Annotated in this window: 19 protein-coding genes; 8 read left to right on the top strand and 11 right to left on the bottom strand. The window is 69.8% G+C overall.

Annotated elements, in window-relative coordinates; translation table 11 throughout:
• The first annotated feature begins 12 nt into the window (after nt 1-12).
• Together ACO0E0_RS08305 and ACO0E0_RS08310 are read left to right on the top strand one after the other, a co-directional pair.
• Nucleotides 13-621 carry a TetR/AcrR family transcriptional regulator gene (locus ACO0E0_RS08305; RefSeq protein ID WP_422870944.1) on the top strand — a complete coding sequence of 203 codons (609 nt, stop codon included), beginning with the start codon at nt 13-15 and terminating at the stop codon, nt 619-621.
• 89 nt (nt 622-710) lie between these two features.
• Entirely contained in the window at nt 711-1,232 is a 522-nt protein-coding gene (locus tag ACO0E0_RS08310; protein WP_422870945.1) for a YbhB/YbcL family Raf kinase inhibitor-like protein, read from the top strand.
• Nucleotides 1,233-1,317: 85 nt separating this feature from the next.
• On the opposite strand, the gene ACO0E0_RS08315 is transcribed toward ACO0E0_RS08310, so the two are convergent.
• A complete protein-coding gene (locus ACO0E0_RS08315; RefSeq protein ID WP_422870946.1) occupies nt 1,318-3,609 on the bottom strand; it encodes a polyribonucleotide nucleotidyltransferase in 2,292 nt (763 codons plus the stop codon).
• A 355-nt stretch (nt 3,610-3,964) separates the two neighbouring features.
• Between ACO0E0_RS08315 and ACO0E0_RS08320 the strand changes: the two genes are divergently transcribed.
• Entirely contained in the window at nt 3,965-5,242 is a 1,278-nt protein-coding gene (locus ACO0E0_RS08320; protein WP_422870947.1) for an aggregation-promoting factor C-terminal-like domain-containing protein, read from the top strand.
• Nucleotides 5,243-5,460: 218 nt separating this feature from the next.
• Here the strand turns inward: ACO0E0_RS08320 and ACO0E0_RS08325 are convergent, their stop codons facing one another.
• From ACO0E0_RS08325 to ACO0E0_RS08345, 5 genes are read right to left on the bottom strand one after another with little or no spacing between them, the layout of a single operon-like run.
• Nucleotides 5,461-5,715, bottom strand: coding sequence for a hypothetical protein (locus ACO0E0_RS08325; RefSeq protein WP_422870948.1), 255 nt, complete (start codon nt 5,713-5,715; stop codon nt 5,461-5,463).
• Entirely contained in the window at nt 5,694-7,166 is a 1,473-nt protein-coding gene (locus tag ACO0E0_RS08330) for a PH domain-containing protein (RefSeq protein ID WP_422870949.1), read from the bottom strand. Before ACO0E0_RS08330 ends, ACO0E0_RS08325 begins: the two co-directional genes overlap by 22 nt.
• Entirely contained in the window at nt 7,163-7,633 is a 471-nt protein-coding gene (locus tag ACO0E0_RS08335; RefSeq protein ID WP_422870950.1) for a PH domain-containing protein, read from the bottom strand. Before ACO0E0_RS08335 ends, ACO0E0_RS08330 begins: the two co-directional genes overlap by 4 nt.
• Nucleotides 7,630-8,514 (bottom strand): ABC transporter ATP-binding protein, encoded by an 885-nt coding sequence (locus ACO0E0_RS08340; RefSeq protein ID WP_422870951.1) that lies wholly within the window; start codon nt 8,512-8,514, stop codon nt 7,630-7,632. Before ACO0E0_RS08340 ends, ACO0E0_RS08335 begins: the two co-directional genes overlap by 4 nt.
• Nucleotides 8,511-9,197, bottom strand: coding sequence for a hypothetical protein (locus ACO0E0_RS08345; protein WP_422870952.1), 687 nt, complete (start codon nt 9,195-9,197; stop codon nt 8,511-8,513). The genes ACO0E0_RS08340 and ACO0E0_RS08345 overlap by 4 nt, the downstream gene beginning before the upstream one ends.
• Nucleotides 9,198-9,499: 302 nt before the next feature.
• Between ACO0E0_RS08345 and ACO0E0_RS08350 the strand changes: the two genes are divergently transcribed.
• Nucleotides 9,500-9,661, top strand: coding sequence for an aureocin A53 family class IId bacteriocin (locus ACO0E0_RS08350; protein ID WP_422870953.1), 162 nt, complete (start codon nt 9,500-9,502; stop codon nt 9,659-9,661).
• Between the two features lie 217 nt (nt 9,662-9,878).
• Here ACO0E0_RS08350 and ACO0E0_RS08355 read toward each other — a convergent pair whose 3' ends face one another.
• Together ACO0E0_RS08355 and ACO0E0_RS08360 are read right to left on the bottom strand one after the other, a co-directional pair.
• Nucleotides 9,879-10,544, bottom strand: a complete 666-nt coding sequence (locus ACO0E0_RS08355; protein ID WP_422870954.1) for a CE1759 family FMN reductase — start codon at nt 10,542-10,544, stop codon at nt 9,879-9,881.
• A complete protein-coding gene (locus ACO0E0_RS08360) occupies nt 10,541-11,665 on the bottom strand; it encodes an LLM class flavin-dependent oxidoreductase (RefSeq protein WP_422871266.1) in 1,125 nt (374 codons plus the stop codon). The genes ACO0E0_RS08355 and ACO0E0_RS08360 overlap by 4 nt, the downstream gene beginning before the upstream one ends.
• Before the next feature lie 181 nt (nt 11,666-11,846).
• Between ACO0E0_RS08360 and ACO0E0_RS08365 the strand changes: the two genes are divergently transcribed.
• From ACO0E0_RS08365 to ACO0E0_RS08375, 3 genes are all read left to right on the top strand, one after another.
• The gene (locus ACO0E0_RS08365) at nt 11,847-12,260 is read left to right on the top strand and encodes a lactococcin 972 family bacteriocin (RefSeq protein WP_422870955.1); all 414 of its coding nucleotides are present in this window, start codon (nt 11,847-11,849) and stop codon (nt 12,258-12,260) included.
• Nucleotides 12,261-12,330: 70 nt separating this feature from the next.
• A complete protein-coding gene (locus ACO0E0_RS08370; RefSeq protein WP_422870956.1) occupies nt 12,331-14,331 on the top strand; it encodes a hypothetical protein in 2,001 nt (666 codons plus the stop codon).
• 32 nt (nt 14,332-14,363) lie between these two features.
• Nucleotides 14,364-15,065, top strand: coding sequence for an ATP-binding cassette domain-containing protein (locus tag ACO0E0_RS08375; protein ID WP_422870957.1), 702 nt, complete (start codon nt 14,364-14,366; stop codon nt 15,063-15,065).
• A gap of 260 nt (nt 15,066-15,325) precedes the next feature.
• Here ACO0E0_RS08375 and rpsO read toward each other — a convergent pair whose 3' ends face one another.
• From rpsO to ACO0E0_RS08390, 3 genes are all read right to left on the bottom strand, one after another.
• Nucleotides 15,326-15,595 carry a 30S ribosomal protein S15 gene (gene rpsO / locus ACO0E0_RS08380; protein WP_422870958.1) on the bottom strand — a complete coding sequence of 90 codons (270 nt, stop codon included), beginning with the start codon at nt 15,593-15,595 and terminating at the stop codon, nt 15,326-15,328.
• 120 nt (nt 15,596-15,715) lie between these two features.
• Nucleotides 15,716-16,576 (bottom strand): nuclease-related domain-containing protein, encoded by an 861-nt coding sequence (locus ACO0E0_RS08385; protein WP_422870959.1) that lies wholly within the window; start codon nt 16,574-16,576, stop codon nt 15,716-15,718.
• Nucleotides 16,577-16,757: 181 nt separating this feature from the next.
• Nucleotides 16,758-17,213 (bottom strand): VanZ family protein, encoded by a 456-nt coding sequence (locus tag ACO0E0_RS08390; protein WP_422870960.1) that lies wholly within the window; start codon nt 17,211-17,213, stop codon nt 16,758-16,760.
• Nucleotides 17,214-17,388: 175 nt separating this feature from the next.
• On the opposite strand from ACO0E0_RS08390, the gene ACO0E0_RS08395 reads away from it, so the two are divergent.
• Nucleotides 17,389-18,534 carry a glycoside hydrolase family 6 protein gene (locus ACO0E0_RS08395; RefSeq protein ID WP_422870961.1) on the top strand — a complete coding sequence of 382 codons (1,146 nt, stop codon included), beginning with the start codon at nt 17,389-17,391 and terminating at the stop codon, nt 18,532-18,534.
• Nucleotides 18,535-18,540 lie beyond the last annotated feature (6 nt).

Genomic DNA, 18,540 nt, shown 5'->3' on the forward strand with positions numbered 1-18,540 from the left:
CGTGCCGGTGCCGTGGGAGCCGTTTCGCCCGGCCCGGCGGTCGATGCCGCGCCTCTCGGCGCCGGTCAGCCCCGCGCCGGCGCCAAGGCCCGCATCCTCGAGACGGCCGCCCGCCTGTTCTACGAAGAAGGCATCCACGGCGTCGGCGTCGACCGGCTCATCTCCGAGGCGAGCGTGACCAAGGCCACCTTCTACAAGCACTACGGGTCCAAGGACAACCTGATCCTGGCGTACATCCGGACCAGCCACGAACAGGCGGTGTCCGCGTTCGAACAGATCGTCACCGAGGCACCCGACGCCCGCTCGGCGCTCCGTGACTGGGTCACGGCCATCGTCGCCCGGACCGACGAACCCGGATTCCGCGGATGCGCGTTCCTGAACGCCGCCGCCGAGTACCACGATCCGCGGAGCCCCGTCCGCGAGGTCGTCGCGATGCACCGCGACTGGTACACGGAACGGCTCGGCGACCTGTTGCAGGCCGGCGGACACGAGCTGCCCGGCGACGGTGCGGACGAACTCATGCTGGCGCGCGACGGCGCGATGGTCGGTGCCTACGCCGGCGACTCCATCGCGGCCACAGCAGCTCTGGCGCGCGTCGTCGAGCGCGTCATCGGCGCCTGACGACCGGCAGACCACCGGACTGGAGGCGCGGGACGGGCCCGCCCCGCACCTCCAGTCCGTCTTGCGGTCGCGGGTGTTGGCTCGTCGGCATGACCAACGATCCCAACTGGCGCCTCCCCGAGGTGCCTGCCTTCAGCCTGACGAGTCCGGACTTCACCGACGGCGACACGCTCCCGACCTCGGCCCGCGGCGGCGACGTCGGCGGCGCCGACCGGTCACCCGCCCTGGAGTGGTCCGGCGCACCCGAGTCGACGCAGAGTTACGTCCTCACCGTCTACGACCCCGATGCGCCGACCGGCTCCGGATTCTGGCACTGGGCAGTGTCGGACATCCCCGCCGCCGTCACGTCGCTCGACGCCGACGCGGGGGCCGGTGCGTTGCCTGAGGGCTCCACTCGCCGACGCAACGAGTACGGCACGGACACGTTCCTCGGCGCAGCACCCCCGGCCGGACACGGGCCGCACCGGTACTTCTTCACCCTCAGCGCCCTGGACGTGCCGACCCTCGAGGTCCCGGCCGACGCGACCCCCGCCATCGTCGGCTTCATGCTGCGCGACCACCTCGTCGGACGGGCGCAGCTCGTCGGCATCCAGGAGACGCCCGCGTCCTGACCGTGACGCGGTCCGACCGCGGAGGCGTACGACGCGAGAACGGCCCCCGATCCAAGCGGATCGGGGGCCGTTCTCGCGAGCCGGTCTAGCTCTCGACCGTGAGGTCCTCGGACTCCTCGGTCGCAGCACTCGAGTCGGTGTCCGCGTCCTCGGTGACCACCGGGGCGAGCGAGAGCTTGCCGCGGTCGTCCACCTTGGTCACCTCGACCAGGATCTTCTGGCCGACGCCGAGGACGTCCTCGACGTTCTCGACACGCTTGCCACCGGCGAGCTTGCGCACCTCGGACACGTGCAGCAGACCATCGCGGCCCGGGAGCAGCGAGACGAACGCTCCGAACGTCGCGATCTTGACGACCGTGCCGAGGAACTGGTCCCCGATCTCCGGGTTCGTCGGGTTCGCGATCGCGTTCACCTGCGCACGAGCGGCCTCGGCCGACGGACCGTCGACCGCACCGATGTAGACGGTGCCGTCGTCCTCGATCGAGATGTCCGCGCCGGTCTCGTCCTGGATCCCGTTGATCGTCTTGCCCTTCGGGCCGATCAGCTCGCCGATCTTGTCGACCGGGATGTTGACGCTGATGACGCGCGGCGCGGTGTCGGCCATCTCGTCGGGGGCGTCGATCGCCTCGGTCAGCACGCCGAGGATGGCCGAGCGGGCCTCCTTGGCCTGCTTCAGCGCGGCATCGAGGACCGTCGAGGGGATGCCGTCGAGCTTCGTGTCGAGCTGGATCGCCGTGACGAACTCGCTCGTGCCGGCGACCTTGAAGTCCATGTCACCGAGGGCGTCCTCGGCTCCGAGGATGTCGGTCAGCGCCGCGTAGCGGGTCTGCCCGTCGACGGTGTCGGAGACGAGACCCATCGCGATGCCCGCGACCGGGGCGCGGAGCGGCACACCGGCGTTGAGGAGCGACAGGGTCGAGGCGCACACGGAGCCCATCGAAGTGGAGCCGTTCGACCCGAGGGCCTCGGACACCTGGCGGATGGCGTACGGGAACTCCTCGCGCGACGGCAGCACCGGCACGAGCGCGCGCTCGGCGAGGAAGCCGTGACCGATCTCGCGACGCTTCGGCGAACCGACGCGACCGGTCTCACCGGTCGAGTACGGCGGGAAGTTGTAGTGGTGGAGGTAGCGCTTCTTCGTGACCGGGCTCAGCGAGTCGATCTGCTGCTCCATCTTGAGCATGTTCAGCGTGGTCACGCCCAGGATCTGGGTCTCACCGCGCTGGAAGATCGCCGAACCGTGGACGCGCGGGATCACGGCGACCTCGGCGTCGAGCGGACGGATGTCCGCCAGCCCACGGCCGTCCATGCGGACCTGCTCGGTGAGGATGCGGCCGCGGACCACCTTCTTGGTCACCGACTTGTACGCACCGGACACCTGACCGTTGGCTTCGGCCGGGAGCTCCCCGGACTCGACCTTGGCGGCGACGACGCTCTTGACGCGGGCCTTCAGGGCGTCATCGGCGTCCTGGCGCTCGAGCTTCGCGGCGATCTTGTAGACGTCCCCGAGCTCGGTGAGCGCGGCGTCCTCGACGACCTTGTAGACCTCGTCCGTGTACGGCAGGAAGACCGGGTAGTCCTGGATCTCCTTGGCGGACTGGGCGGCCATCGCGGCCTGCGCCTCGACGAGGAGCTTGAGGAACGGCTTCGCCGCCTCGAGGCCCTGCGCGACGACGGCTTCGTCGGGCTTGGTGGCACCGCCCTGGATCAGGCCCCAGGCGTGCTCGGTGGCCTCGGCCTCGACCATCATGATCGCGACGTCCTCGTTGCCGGCGTCGTCGGTGACGACGCGTCCGGCGACGGTGAGGTCGAACACGGCGTCCGCGAGCTGCGTGACCGTGGGGAACGCGACCCACTGGTCGGCGCCGTTGCCGTTGCCCGGGATGAGAGCCAGGCGGACGCCGGCGATCGGGCCGGAGAACGGCAGACCGGAGATCTGCGTCGACGCCGAGGCCGCGTTGATCGCGAGGGCGTCGTAGAACTCACCCGGAGCGATGCTCAGGACGGTGATGACGATCTGGACCTCGTTGCGGAGTCCGTCCACGAACGACGGACGCAGCGGCCGGTCGATGAGCCGGCAGACGAGGATGGCCTCGGTGCTGGGGCGGCCTTCGCGGCGGAAGAACGAGCCGGGGATCTTGCCGGCGGCGTAGGACCGCTCCTCGACGTCGACCGTCAGCGGGAAGAAGTCGAAGCCTTCGCGCGGGTGCTTGCCGGCGCTCGTCGCGCTCAGCAGCATCGTCTCTTCGTCGAGGTACGCGGCGACCGCGCCCTGGGCCTGCTGCGCGAGCCGGCCCGTCTCGAAGCGGACGGTGCGGGTGCCGAAGCGACCGTTGTCGATCACTGCCTCGGCGAACTTGATTTCGGGACCCTCCAAAAGGGTGCCTCCTTGTACTCCATGGGCGCACGCGGACGCGCGCTCGGTGTGCCCGGTGCCGTCGTCGACGCCGGTCCCACTCGAGACAGGGCGGATTTCGAGGACACGTGAGTGCACGTGCGCTCCCACACGACGCGGGACGCATGCCTGGCCAGCAGTAGAAGCACACGGACACTTGTTCCGGATGCCACCACCGATGACCAGCTTCGTGCCGGCCTGCTCGAATGGTGTTGCGATGTTGTTCGCGGCGGACATGGTCCACCGACGGTCAGACTCTACCATCCGGCCCGTTCTCACAGCAGGACACGCCCACGCGCGCGGGGAGGTTGCCGAGTGCTGCCGCTACCCTGACCCCATGCGTCACTCCCTCCTCACGCATGTCGCGGTGCGGCCGCGTGCGCTCGTGACGACTGTCCCGGTCCGGCCGCGTGCGCTCGTGACGGCCGGCACGGTCCGGCCGCGTGCGCTCGTGGCGGCGACCGTCGGCGTCGGCGCCCTCGTCGTGGCGTTGCTCGGAGCGATCCCGGCGCACGCCGACACCCAGTACCCGACCTGGGCCGACGTCCAGGCCGCCAAGGGCAACGAAGCGGCGACCCAGACCGAGATCGGGAACGTCCAGACCGCACTGCAAGGCCTCCAGGCGGCGGCGGCGCAGAAGTCCTCCGACGCCCTCGTCGCGAGCGCGGCTGCGGCGGCCGCCGAGACCGCGCTGCAGTCCGCGACACAGACCGCAGACGACCTCACCGCCAAGGCCGCCGCCGCGTCCGAGACCGCGTCCCGCGCCAAGGACCGTGCCGGCCAGCTCGCCGCGAACCTGTACCGAGACGGCAGCGGCGACACGGTGTCGAGCCGGATCGCCGCGTCCCACGACCCGAGGGAGCTGCTCTACCAGCTCGGGACGCTCGACCAGCTCTCGAACACGTGGGCGGGCGTGATGAGCGACGCTTCGGTCGCGGCGAACACGGCGACGAGCCTGCACGAGCAGGCCGCCCGTGCCGAGGCCGCCCGCAGGCAGCTCGCCACCGCCGCGGAGGCCAAGTCCGACGCTGCCGACCAGGCAGAATCGGACGCGAACGCGGCGGTCGCGTCGACACAGAGCCACAGCGACGAGCTGTACGCGCAGCTCGCGTCGCTGAAGAACACCACCGCGCAGGTCGAGCAGCAGTACGCGGTCGGCCAGGCGGTCGCCGCACAGGCGGCGGCGGTGCAGCGTCAGAACGAACTCGCGGCGCAGCGGGCGGCGGCTGCGGCGGCGCGCAGCGGAAGTACGATCGTGAACTCCGGCGGCAGCTCCTACCCCGACCCGACCGGCGTCCCGGTCGACCCCGCCGGGGCGAAGGCCTACGCGAGCTCGCAGCTCGCCGCCCACGGCTGGGGGCAGGACCAGATGTCGTGCCTGGTCTCACTGTGGACGCAGGAGTCGGGGTGGCGGGCGAACGCGCTGAACAGTTCGAGCGGCGCGTACGGGATCCCGCAGGCGCTCCCCGCGTCGAAGATGGCCGTGGCCGGCGCGGACTGGCGGACCAACCAGAACACCCAGATCGACTGGGGTCTGGCCTACATCAAGAGCTCCTACGGCAGCCCCTGCGGCGCCTGGAACCACGAGATGAGCGTCAACCCGCACTGGTACTGAGCCTGGAGCCCGGTCAGCGAGCCCGTTCGTGTGCGCGGCCCGGCCCTGCGCTCGGCCCGTCGGTGCGCGCGGCCCTGCGCGCGGCCCTGCGCGCGGCCCGTCCGTGTGCGCGGCCCTGCCCTGTGAGCGGCCCTGCGCGGCCGGCCCTGTGCGCGGCCCCGCCCTGTGAGCGGCCCTGCGCGCGGCCCGTCGGTGCGCGCACGCTGCAGTCAGCGCCATCATTGACGCTCGCGCCGACGCCGACGGTCAGCGCCGGCTCCGACGGCGACGATCGTGATGATGAGTCCGATGCACGCCAGCACGACGTCCCGGACCGTCGTCAGATCGCCACGGACCGCGACCACCGCGACTGCGATGACCCACCCGACCGGGAACACGAGCCACACACCCGCGGGCAGGAAACGACCAGTCACCCATGCTCCGCCGAAGAACGCCACCGCGGTCCCCCAGATCACAACCTCGACGAGACCCATCCTGACTCCCTTCGCTCTGGTGGTCCGCTTCCGGCCCCGCCCATCGATCGGAGCAACCGGCGCTGTCGTCCGGCGATGCGGATCCGGTGAGACCGCGCACCCCGGACGGAGACGACGAGCACCCCGAACCCGGTTCCGGGCCACTCGAGCAGCGTCGTGTGGTCGATGTCCGATGCCCGGACGATCCAGTCGGACACGGTCCACCGACCGCGGCGCACGACCAGCCATCGCTCGCCGCGGGACGAGAACGGTTCCGCGCTGCCGGAAAGCCGATCGACACCACGGAACGCGGCCCACCCTGCGAGTGTCACCGACGCCATGACGACGGCACCGACCCACACACCGCGATGCCCGAGCTCGGCACTGGTCATCACGCCGACGACGAACAAGGTCGCGGCGACGATGGCCCTTCCGGGTCGTCGGTGCCTGCCACGCCGCAGACCGGTCAGTGCAGCGATGGCGCTCACGGAATCGTCGACCCGGGACGAGGGGGCGAGCAGACCGTTGGTGATCCGCCCCGCCTCACCGACACTCACGAACCGGACCTGCATCCGTCGCAGGGCACTCGCGACGACGGGTTGGCGGAGCCTGATCGCCGAGATCGAAGCCACCGGGATCGCACGCTCCTCGCGGTGGAGCAGGCCTGCGCTGCAGTGCAGCATCCCGTCGGCGAGCCGGACACGGAATGCGCGATAGCGGACCCACGACGCGACCGTCCCGTACAGCACCGACAGAACGAGACCCATGACGCAGACGGTCAGGAGCACGGTCCCGGACATCGCCGACGCAGCGAGGATGCTCTGGAACGAAAGCGATCCCCCGGTCACTGTGTTCCAGCTCTGGAGCGCGCCGTAGGCGGCGGGGACGACGAACACGAACCGACCGGAACACAGCCCCACCATCAGGAAGTCGATGCCACGCGGAGGCGGGGTCAGCTCGCGACCAACGCGCTCCTCGACGACTCCTGGTCCTGGCTCCTCGGCGAGGATCGGCGTGGACCGGCGGCGAGCGCGTTCGTAGAGCCGCAGCACCCGTGCTGCCTCGGCGGCGGAGACGCCTGGCAGCACGATCGAGCTCCGCTCCGATGCAGCAATCGAGAAGCGGATCTCCCGTGCACCCGCGACCCGGAACGGGAAGTCGTCCCGCACGGACACGGCGATGACCGACGCCCAGTCGACGTCTTGTCGCACCCGGGACAGCAGTCCTCCGTGCACGACCAGACCGCGGTTGGACGTGCAGTAGCGAACCGTGGACCAGTCGAAGGTGATCTGGTAGAGGCGCGTGAAGCCGTAGTACGCGGCGAACCACACCAGGGGCCCACGGACCGGACCGTGCACGGTCATGATCGAGACGACCAGTGCTGCTGTGACAGCCCAGGACGATCGGAGCACGACGAGAGCTCGCGCGAGCAGCAGCCGCGCGGTCGGCCGTCGGAGAGCGGGCCTGGTCACTGCTCGATCCCGCGTCCGTGCAGCACCACGACGTCCGACGAGGAGAGCGCTGGCAGGACGATCTCACCGGCCGGGGTGACGATCGCGCACTGCACGAGGTCGAAGCGTCGGAGCAACGGACCGGAACGGGTCCGGACCATCGTGACCTTCGCCGCACGGATGCGGTCGACGCGGACGATCAGCCCGCCCCGACGGACGAGCAGGTCGTTCGCACCGATCGTCAGCCGGAACCGCCGTGCGGACAACGGCAGCAGCACAGACCACTCCACCGCGCTCCACACCACGGTCACGAGGCCGACCACGAGGACGATCGTGTGGACCAGCGAGGACGAAGCCGCATTCCAGACGACGAGGCAGAGGACGACCGTCAGTACCGCTCCCGCGACCGTCGAGACCCGACCGACCGTGACCGTCGTGCGCGGACACCGGATGTCCCGCGGCATCGGACGCGGATAATGGTCCGTCATCCCGCACGTCGAACAGTCGACTGGTAGAAGTCCTCCAACGACGACTGTTCGGCGTCGAGTCGGACGAGTACGGCACCGGCACGCATCGCCGCGGCGAAGACGTCCGCTGGCGTGACTCCGGTCAGGTGCAGCGCGCCGTCCGGTGCGATCGTTCCGGCACCACCCATCGCGAGGACGCTGGCAAGGAGTGGTTCCGGACGACCCTGTGTCACGGCGACGACTCCCACGACGCGTCCCCAGGCCGTGTCGTCGTCGCCGCTCCTGATCACGCCGTCGGACAGGATGACGACTCGATCCGCCACACGCTCCATCTCGGACATGAGATGCGACGACAGCAGCACGGCTCCCCCCGACCGCGCGAACTGCTGGACGAGGTCGCGGATCCAGAGGACTCCGCCGGGGTCCAGTCCGTTGATCGGCTCGTCGAGGACGAGAAGTCCCGGCGAGTGCAGTGTCGCGACCCCGAGCGCGAGTCGCTGCCGCATCCCGAGAGAGAGTCGACCGGCGCGGACGGTGGACGAGTCCGCGAGCCCGACGTCGGCGAGCGCGTGCCGGACGCGACTCCGTGTGACCGGGAGGCCGTAGGAGGCGAGGGCGATCCGGACATGCGCGGTACAGCTGAGCCGCCCGTCGATCCACCGGGGGTCCAGCATCGCTCCGACGTGGCGCATGCCGACCGTGGGCCGCTCGGAGAGGATGCGGACGGTGCCCTGATCCGGGCGGTCAATGCCGCAGACCACGCGGAGCAACGTGCTCTTCCCTGCCCCGTTCTCGCCGAGGAGTCCGACGACCTCGCCGGCCCTGACCCCGAAGCTGACGTCACGGAGGACGTTCTTCCGCCCGAGTCGTCGTTGGACGCCGCTGACCTCGAGCACGCTCATCGCACGGCCTTCCGGACCATGCGGACCGCACCGAGCACGACGACGACCAGGTCGATGAGGAGGAAGCGGAGCAGATCCATCCCCGGCGGGAAGTCGTGGAGAACTCGCGTCGTCAGCATCGCCGGCATGGAGGCCAGGAGTTGCCGCGCAACGTCAGCCAACCAGATCCCGGCGATCGCGATCAGCAGCGGGAGCGCGAAGACGGCGGAGAGGTACGCGGCGATCGCGCCGGCCGTGGTGGCGAGGAGCAGGCCGACACCCGCCCCGAGGAACGCGTGACAGACGAAGACGCTGCAGAGCCGGACGGCGGCCGAGAGCCAGTCGTCCGTTCCGCCGAGTCCGATCCCCCCGAGTCGAGCCGAGGTGATCACGGCGAGGACGAGCGCGATCACCACGGTACCGCCCGTGACGCACAGGGCGAGCAGAGCGACCGCGATGAGCTTGGCCGCCAGGACGGCGCGACGTGACGGAACGAGGATGAGCGTGGTACCGATCGCGCCGCTCCCGAGGTCGGACGCGATGTACACGAGGCCCGCGATCCCGAGCACGACCGGCGCGAGGTCGCCGCCGCCGACGGCAGCATCCACGAGGACCGACGGTCCTGCCGTGCTGTCGAGCGGCACGGTCCCCGCGGCACCGACGGCGGCGAACGCACCGAGGGTGATCCCGACGAGCCATCGCATCGAGCCGAGGTGAAGTACCCGGATGAGCTCCGCGCGGAGAGCGCGTCCAAGGACATCCGGTCGGCCTGAGGCTCGCCGGTTCTCCCTGGATCGGTGTGGTTCCGCGATCGTCATACGCCCCTCCTCGATGTCGAGGTCCGAGCGTAGCACCGAAGATCAGATCCAAAACCTGTCACGCATGATGTTTCCACAGGCGTTGACATTTCAAATTCTTTAATGACAGGGTCACTCCACCGCATGGACGCGGCGGGGTACCGGACAGTCCGACTACCCGTTCATCATCGACAGAAGGGGGCACTGCCATGGCAGCGTTCACACGCATCATCCAGATCATCACGCAGTTCGGACAGCGAGCGATCAACTGGGTGTACGCGAACCGGGACCAGATCCTGAACTGGATCAACGCAGGTCAGGCGATCGACTGGATCGTGCGGAAGGTCAAGGACGCGCTCGGGATCAAGTAGCGATCGAGGGTGCGACCGTGCCGCGTGCCGACGGGTGCGCGGCACGGTCGACGCCGACGCTGGTGCACGCCTCGGTCTTGTCCGCGGACGAGCCGTGCTCGGGACATCCAACCTCGACAGGCAGCAGCATCGGTTGCCGGAACGAGCATCAGCTGCAGGAAGGAGCATCAGCTGCCGGAAGAGCGACCGATCACCAGGATGGGCGACCGCCACGCAGTTACTGTCCCAGCGAGCCCAGCAGACTGGCGAAGTCCGTCACGGCGGCGGACGCAGCCACCGGACGACGACGCGACACCCGGATGCCGTGAGCGAGTTCCTCGCCAGCACGACCGACTCGCTGCTCGAGCCCGACGGCTGCCTCAGCACTCCCCCAGTCGTCGGTCGCGACGAACACCGCGGTCGGCACGACCGAGGCCCGCAGGTACGAGAACACCGGACGCATGCCGTGCTCGATCACCAGGGAGTGCCGCGACGAGCCTGCGGTCGCCCCGACGAGCACGGGCATGTCGACGAGCGCGGTGGGCTCGAGCACGTCCAGGAAGGACTTCGCGAGACCGCTCATGCCGGCCGTGAACACCGGCGCGACGAAGACGAGCGCGTCCGCGCCGACGACCGCCGCGATCGCCGCGTCGAGCGCGGGTGGTGCGAACCGCGTGAGCATGGCGTCGGTGATCTGATGGGCCAACGGACGCAGGTCGACGTGCACGATGCGGGTTGCGCCTCCCGTCCGTTCAGTGTCGTGCGTCCGGAACGCGCCGGCGGCGTCGGACGGGAGGGACGGGTCGGCCAGCGCGGACACGGCCGCGTCCGCCAGTCGGTCCGCCAGCAGGCGCGATGACGACGGGTCGGAGAGTCCGGCCGAGACGACGGCGATGGTGGTCATGCGGACACCGTCTCGGAGGTCGAGGCGGTGGATGCCGGTGCGAGTGTCGCCACCGCGGCGGCCACGAGCGATGCGTGGGTCGGCGCGTCGGGGACGTCGGCGGGTCGTCGCGCGGCGAACTCCCGGCGGAGCACGGGCACGACCTCTCCTCCGAGGATGTCGAGTTGCTCGAGCACGGTCTTCAGCGGCAGCCCCGCATGGTCCATGAGGAAGAGCTGGCGCTGGTAGTCGCCGACGTACTCGCGGAACCCGAGGGTACGGTCGATGACCTCCTGCGGGCTGCCGACCGTGAGCGGGGTCTGACTCGAGAAGTCCTCCAGGCTCGGGCCGTGGCCGTACACCGGCGCGTTGTCGAAGTACGGGCGGAACTGCCGCACGGCGTCCTGCGAGTTCTTCGCCATGAACACCTGCCCGCCGAGTCCGACGATCGCGTTCGCGGCCGGACCGTGGCCGTGGTGTTCGAAGCGCTCGCGGTAGAGCCGCACCATCTGCGCAGTGTGGCTCGCGGGCCAGAAGATGTGGTTCGCGAAGAACCCGTCGCCGTAGTACGCGGCCTGCTCGGCGATCTCGGGCGTGCGGATCGAGCCGTGCCAGACGAACGGAGCGACACCGTCGAGCGGACGCGGGGTCGACGTGAAGCCCTGCAGCGGGGTACGGAAGTGGCCCTGCCAGTCGACGACCTCTTCGTCCCAGAGTCGGCGGAGGAGCGCGTAGTTCTCGATCGCGAGGTTGAGGCCCTGACGGATGTCCTTGCCGAACCACGGGTAGACCGGGCCGGTGTTGCCACGCCCGAGGATGAGGTCGGTGCGACCTCGGGCGACGTGCTGGAGCATGGCGAAGTCCTCGGCGATCTTCACTGGGTCGTTCGTGGTGATGAGCGTCGTGCTCGTGCTGAGGATGATCCGCTCGGTCTTCGCCGCGATGTAGCCGAGCAAGGTGGTCGGAGAGCTCGGGACGAACGGCGGGTTGTGGTGCTCGCCCGTCGCGAAGACGTCGAGCCCGACCTCCTCCACCTTCTGCGCGATGGTCAGGACGGCCTGGATGCGCTCGGCTTCGCTCGGGGTGTGGCCGGTCGTGGGGTCGGTGGTGAGGTCCCCGACGGTGAAGATGCCGAACTGCACGGTGTGCTCCTTGCTCGATGCTGCACGCGTTCGATGCGTTTGCATGTACACCGTACCCGAACACGTCGGGTGAGCGCCCCATTCCGCCAAGGTCCAGCTGGAGCTTGTTCAATACATATTTTGGATATATGTTCCTCGTGAGCCGTGGCACGACGCCGCGGCCAGGATGAAAGGCCCTCCCATGAAGATCCGCATGATCGCTTGCTCGGCTGCAGTGGTCGCCCTCGGCGCGGCGCTCGTCGTGCCCGTTGCCGCGCACGCAGCACCGAGCGCGACCGCCGATGAATCTGGCGCAGCCCTCGTCCGCGTCGTCGATGCCGATGAGGGGTTCGGTGTCGTCGAACCCTCCGGGATCAGCACGCGGAAGGACAAGGACTTCGTCGAGTTCCCGGAAGGCGGTGGCACCTGGTACCACGGCATCAAGAACGGGCAGGTCTACTCGAACTTCTACCACTACACGCGGAAGCACGGGTCATCGGTCATCAACGGCGAAGGCTGGAAGAAGTCGAGTCGGCTCGTCGATCCGCGGCTGACCTCGAACGCGTCGATCAGCTCGACGATCGCCGGCAACACCGCCTACTACCGGTTCGGCTGATCGAACGTTCCCCCCACGCGCCCGCGGGCTCCGGTCCGCGGGCGCGTCGTCCGCTCACGAGAGGGATCGCATGCTCCTCCGTACCAGCACCGCCGCGGCAGTCCTCATCTGCCTGCTCACAGCGTTCCTCTACACGCGCGCGAGCGACGAACAGATCCCCCAGGGCGCGACCACGGTCCTGACGATCTGGGACTCGAACTCCGAACTCACGCTCCGTGAATCGCGCGCGACCATCGTGGCCGCTGCCCGCTCGCAGGCAGTGTCCTTCATCAAGCGCGGATCGCCGTCGGTCGGCGTGGGCGAGCGCGTGTTCACCCTCGTCAACCGTGGGGCGTCCTCACCAGCGGTCGGTGCATACCGGGACTTCAGCCGGTCGCTCCGCACGCACGTCCGCTCGGGTCCACTGCCGTTGAACCACCTGAACGGCATGTACATCTCGTCGAACAGCCCCGACGCCGTCGACCGGGTCGCCGCGGACCTCCAGGAACACGGCCTCTCGGTGAGCACGCTGCGCACCTCGCCACTGCGCATGCTCAGCTGGGCCGCGGTCACGACCCCGACCCTCCCGCTCATGCTCGCGGGCGGCATCCTCGTCGTCCTCGGTGCCGCATTCTGGACGTTGTCCGTCCGTCGCCGCGACGCGATCCAGCAGGTCAACGGTCGCGCGACGGCACGATCGGTCCTCGGCCACGCGGGGCACGGCATCGTGCTCTGCGTCGGCCTCGGGGTGGTCGGGCTGGTCTGCTCCGTGCCAGCGCTCATCTGGTACAACGGCCTCGCGCAGTGGACGCGGTTCGCCGGCAACGCGGCAGTCGGGTACGCCGTCATCGCTCTCCTGCTCGTCGCGACGATCACGATGACGAGCCTGATCGGGGTCCGGACACGGCCCGCAGCCGCGATCAACGGCTGCGCGCCGTCGAAGACCGCGTTGGCCGGCGTCGTCGGCCTGCACACCATCGCGCTCGCATTGCTCATGAGCATCATGCTCTCCACGCTCGTGGTCGGCGCCACGGCGCTTCGGAGCACCACCGAGCGCGCCGACTGGTCACGGACCGCCGACTGGCTCGCGATGTCACTCACCAGCAACCTCGATCGGACCGACCGCACCGAAGCACCGCTCGCGGCTGTCATCCGAGGGCAGGACGCCGAGGGGCTCGTCCTCATCACGATCCATGAACCCTCGGCGTCCGAGAACGGCGGACCGTGGAACGGCAATTCGTTGATCGTCAACCACCGGTACCTCCGGGAGCAATGCGTGCGGCTCGCTGACGACACATGCGTCGCCCGCGAGCGTCTCGACCCGTCGAAGCTCACACTCCTCGTCCCGTCCGCCGTGCACGACCTGCGCGGTGTCAGGCAGGAATGGGGTGATTGGGCGCGGTCACAACGATCGAACTTCAGCGATGACCGCACCGTGGTCGCCGAGTCCGGCATCCTGATCGATGTCCTCCGCACTGCCCCGGGCCAACACGTTTTCAACTACGGAGCTGCCGGAGGCGACGAAACGAGCTCGCAGGTCGATCCGATCATCGCCGTCCTGCCCGCTTCCCCGGACTTCCTCTCGGACAACTGGTTGGCAGCGAGCGTCACCTCGGCCCAGGTGCTCTTCGAGGACCGACGATCGCTCCTCGCGGCACTCGATGATGCTGGACTCAGAACCCAGGTCGGACATGTCGACAGCGCCCGCGCCATCGCTGCGAACGAGCTGCTCCTCAAGGAGCAAGCCGTCCGCGACACCATCGAGACCGGAGTCCTCGGCGCGTTCGCCACTGTCCTCGCGGCGGTGCTGCTCGCGAGCGCGCAGGCAGAACGTCGTCGCCGCATCGACTTCACTCACTGGACGCACGGTGGCGGGCGGCGGTGGGGGTTCATCGTCGCGCTCGCGATCGCGAACGGCGTCGCGGTGATCGGATTCACCGCCTCCGCGCCGTTCGTCCCGTGGGTCGTTCCCACGGATCCGCGCTCGATGGTCGTTGCAGGCGCGGTCGCGTGCGCCGACCTCGCGCTGGTGGCGGTCGCACTCGCCTGGCACCGACGCCGTGTCCGCCTCGACACCGTCCGCCGATCATGACCACCGCCGACCGCCCCGATCGAAGGAGTCCCTTGACCACCGTTGCCCCGATCCACGTCGACGACCCCATCCTCGACGCACCGGTCATCAGTGCCCGCGATCTCGGCAAGCGTCACGGGGCCGTCCCGATCTGGACGGACGTGTCGTTCTCGATCCGGAGCGCCGAGACCGCCGCCATCGTCGGCCCCAGCGGTTCCGGCAAGTCGACACTGCTCCACTGCGTCGGACTGCTCGACCGTGTCGACGACGGCAGACTCGAACTCGATGGGGCCGACGTCACACGGATCGGCCGAGCCGCGCAACGTCACCACTTCCGCATGGGCGTCGGGCATCTGTTCCAGAACTACGCGCTCGTCGAGAACTGGACCGTTGACCGGAACCTCGACCCCGCGTTCATCGGTCGACGGATCCGTCGCGCGGAGCGGGCAGAACGTCGAGCATCGGCGTTGGAGCGCGTCGGGCTCGCGGGCGCCGGACACCGGAAGACCTACTCGATGAGCGGCGGCGAACAGCAGCGGATCGCGCTCGCCAGACTCTTGCTCAAGGCACCGCGGGTGGTCGTCGCCGACGAGCCGTCAGCCGCGCTCGATGACGACAACGTCGCGATGGTCCTGTCCGTCCTCGGCGAGATGCGCGACGCCGGGTCCGCGATCGTCATCGCCACGCATGACCCGCGCGTGGCGGATTGGTGTGACCAGCGCATCGACCTCGGCGCCGCCGCCGCCGTCGAGTGAGCAGCAATCGTCGGCTGCACGGCGACGATCCGACGATTACTACTCACTCGCGGGGCGCGGCGGCGGCGGGGGGCGCGGCCGCCGGGCCGACCGCACCACGGCATGCAGAACGCCCCGCCCCTCCGAGGAGAGACGGGGCGTTCGTGTCAAGACAGGTTCCTCAGCGCGGCTGAGGCACTTCGATCACCGGGTGCTGTACGCCCGACGCGATCGCGACCCGACGGGTGCAGACCTACAGATGCAGACCTACAGGTGCAGACCTATCGACGCAGCCCGAGACGCTCGATGAGCGCACGGTAGCGGTTGATGTCGACGTCGGAGAGGTATCCGAGCATGCGACGACGCTGACCGACGAGCAGCAGCAGACCACGACGCGAGTGGTGGTCGTGCTTGTGCTCCTTGAGGTGCTCGGTGAGGTCCCGGATGCGCTGGGTCATGACCGCCACCTGGACCTCGGGGGATCCCGTGTCGCCCGGGTGGGTCGCGTACTCTTCGATGATCGCCTTCTTGACGTTCGGTTCGAGTGCCATAGGTGATCCCCTCTCTGCTTGTTGCGCGGTGCCGCACACCGGATGTATGGGCGCTCTTTGTCCGCGGCCGTTCTGACGGCAACCTGACGATCTTAGCAGAGCGCGGGTACCGGATGACCCCTAGAACCCGAGGCCCGCGCCGAGCCCCGCGAAGAACGACACGGCGCCCGGGATCGCCGCCGCGAGTGCGACCGCTCCCCCGGCGAGCACTGCTCCCGCACCACCCACCCAGGTGAGCCGCACCGCTCGCGCGACCCGCGCCTCCCGTTCGATCACCGCGAACCGTCCCACGACGTCGTCGTCCGCTGCGCCGAGCACCGGGGCCTCACCGCCCTGCCAGGTGGCGCCCGACGCGAGCGCCCCGGCCAACGCCCAGACCGCGTCCGGCGACAGGACCGCGGGCATCCGGCGGAGCGTACGCACGAGACGTCGGGCGTCGATGACGGACACGCCCTCGGGTTCGGAGCGGACCACGACCGATGCCGCGTCGACGACGGCGACGATGCTCGTGACGGGTGCGATCGGGAGGGTCATCCCCGCGAGGACACGCACGACCCGACGACGCTCGGACGCGGCGGCGTGCACGTACGGTTCGTGGCGGCCGTTGACGAGGACGGTGTCGCCGGCCACCCAGACCCGTGCGTCGCGATGGTGCTTGGTGTTGATCGTGACGATGCCGATCGGCCCGATCACGAGGTGGTCGATGTCCGTTCCGCTCGCCGAGACCGGCACGGAGTGCAGGACGACGTGGTCGGGTCCGAGCGAGTCGAGGAGCCGGGCGGTGATCCGCTCGCCGACGGCTCCGGCGTACCAGGACTTGGCCTCCGGCGCGATGGCGTGCGCCCCGAGGATGCGTGCCACCCGTCCCCGGGGTGCGTGCTGCGCCTGCAGCCGGACGCACTCGGCCATGAGCGCCTGCCCGGGGATCCGCCGCGTGAGGTCGTCGAGATCGGTCGCGGCGTCGGTCGGCGGTGTCGTCACGGTGCTCCTGACGGGCGGCGCTCGGAACACGCCCCCCGCTTGCAAGCATGGTCGGGTGGCGGGGTCGGAGCCAGTACCAGAACGGGTGCCCCTCGCACTGGAGGCGCGTCCCTGTCCGGCATCCCGGCCTCCGTCTGCATTGGGTCGGTCGGGCGACCCGCCGCGCGGCGAACGGCGCCGTTCAGACGGTGCGGATGCGGCGACGTCGCTCGGGCATCGCACTCCGGACGGCACCGACGAGCGTCGCTCCGAGCAACCCGCCGAGGCCGTTCGAGAGGACGTCGCGGGGATCGGCGACACGGGTCGGCAGCGCGGTCAGCTGCACGAACTCGATGCCGACGGAGAGCGCCACCGCGAGGACGGCGGCGACGAGCCAGGCGCGACGCGGCAGCCACATCGCACCGATCATGCCGATCGGCACGAACATCGCGACGTTCGCCAGGAACTCGGCGCGGTCGTAGGTCAGCCAGTCGGTCGCCGCGTGGCCCTGTGCGAACCGGAGGACGGTGCCGACGAAGTGCTGCCCGGAACTCGTGAACACCTGCGGCGTGAGCGTCATCCGCCACACGACCCAGGCGTAGCCCGCCGTCAGGAGCAGGAGCAGGAACTTCCGGAGCATCCAGTCAGTGTCGGGCACGATGCTGGCCGCGGCCTGGCACGCGCCTGCACGGACGCCCGGGCTCCCCGGTCGGGCGCGCGACGACCTGCCAGGACTGGCGTCCGAGGTGCGCGCGGTGCGAGAGTAGGAGCACGGATCCGCGACGGTGCGGCTCACGAACCCCGTGTCCGACCAGCCGGCGGAGGTCCGACGAATGGCCAGCACCCCACACCCGGAGACGGGCGACCCGACGACGGGCGACCCGACGACGGGCGACCCGACGACGGGCGACCCGACGACGGGCGGCCCGTCCGTCGTGGGTGCGCGCTCGAGTGCACGGCGGCAGTGGACCGTGATGGGGATCGTCGCCGTCCTCCTGGTCGCCGTCGTCGTCCTCGTGCTCACCGTCGTCGTCCCCGGAACCGGAGGTCTCGTGTCCGAACCGTCCCCGAGCCGGACGATCCTGCCCCGGAAGACCGCCGCCGCGGCGTTCCCCGGCGGTCTGGCCCGGCAACCCCCGGCGCAGAACCGGCCCGGGATGCAGGAGGTCGCCGCGCGTGACCGCGGCGACACCGGCACGGCGGACGAGATCGCCCGGATCGCCGACCAACCCATCGCGACCTGGTTGACGAGTTCGTCCGTGGCGTCGACCGTCCGCACCGTGGACGCCGTCGTCGCGAACGCGGAACAGGCGGGGAAGACACCCGTGTTCGTGCTGTACGACATCCCGGACCGCGACTGCGGCAGCTACTCCGGGGGCGGGAACTCGATGCGGGAGTACATCCCCTGGGTTCGGGCCGTGGCGCGGGCGATGCGGGGATCGCATGCCGTGGTGCTCGTCGAACCGGACTCGATCGCCCAGATCTCGAACTGCAAGCGTCTCGAGCACGGGCGGATCCCGCTCCTGCGGCAGGCCGTCGCGGCGTTGTCCGGGCACGGACTGACGGTGTACCTGGACGGCGGGAACGAGAACCGCGTCCCGGTGGGGACCATGGCGACCCGGCTCCGCGAAGCGGGGGTCGACGACACCCAGGGGTTCTTCACGAACGTGTCGAACTTCTACGGCGTCGACCCGGAGCGGTCCTACGCGGACGAGCTCTCGGACCGCATCGGCGGCGACCCGCACTTCGTCATCGACGTCTCCCGGAACGGTACCGGGTGGCACGGGACGTGGTGCAACCCGCCGGGCGCCGGCCTCGGCCAGACGCCGCGCGTCACCGGCGGGACGACGCGCCTGGACGCGCTGCTCTGGGTGAAGACCCCGGGGCTCAGCGACGGCACGTGCAACGGCGGGCCCGCCGCCGGACAGTGGTGGGAGTCGTACGCGCTCGACCTCGTGGCGAACCGGAAGCAGGGGTAGCGCACT

It is taken from the genome of Curtobacterium phyllosphaerae (assembly GCF_049341865.1).
Taxonomy (GTDB): Bacteria; Actinomycetota; Actinomycetes; order Actinomycetales; family Microbacteriaceae; genus Curtobacterium; species Curtobacterium phyllosphaerae.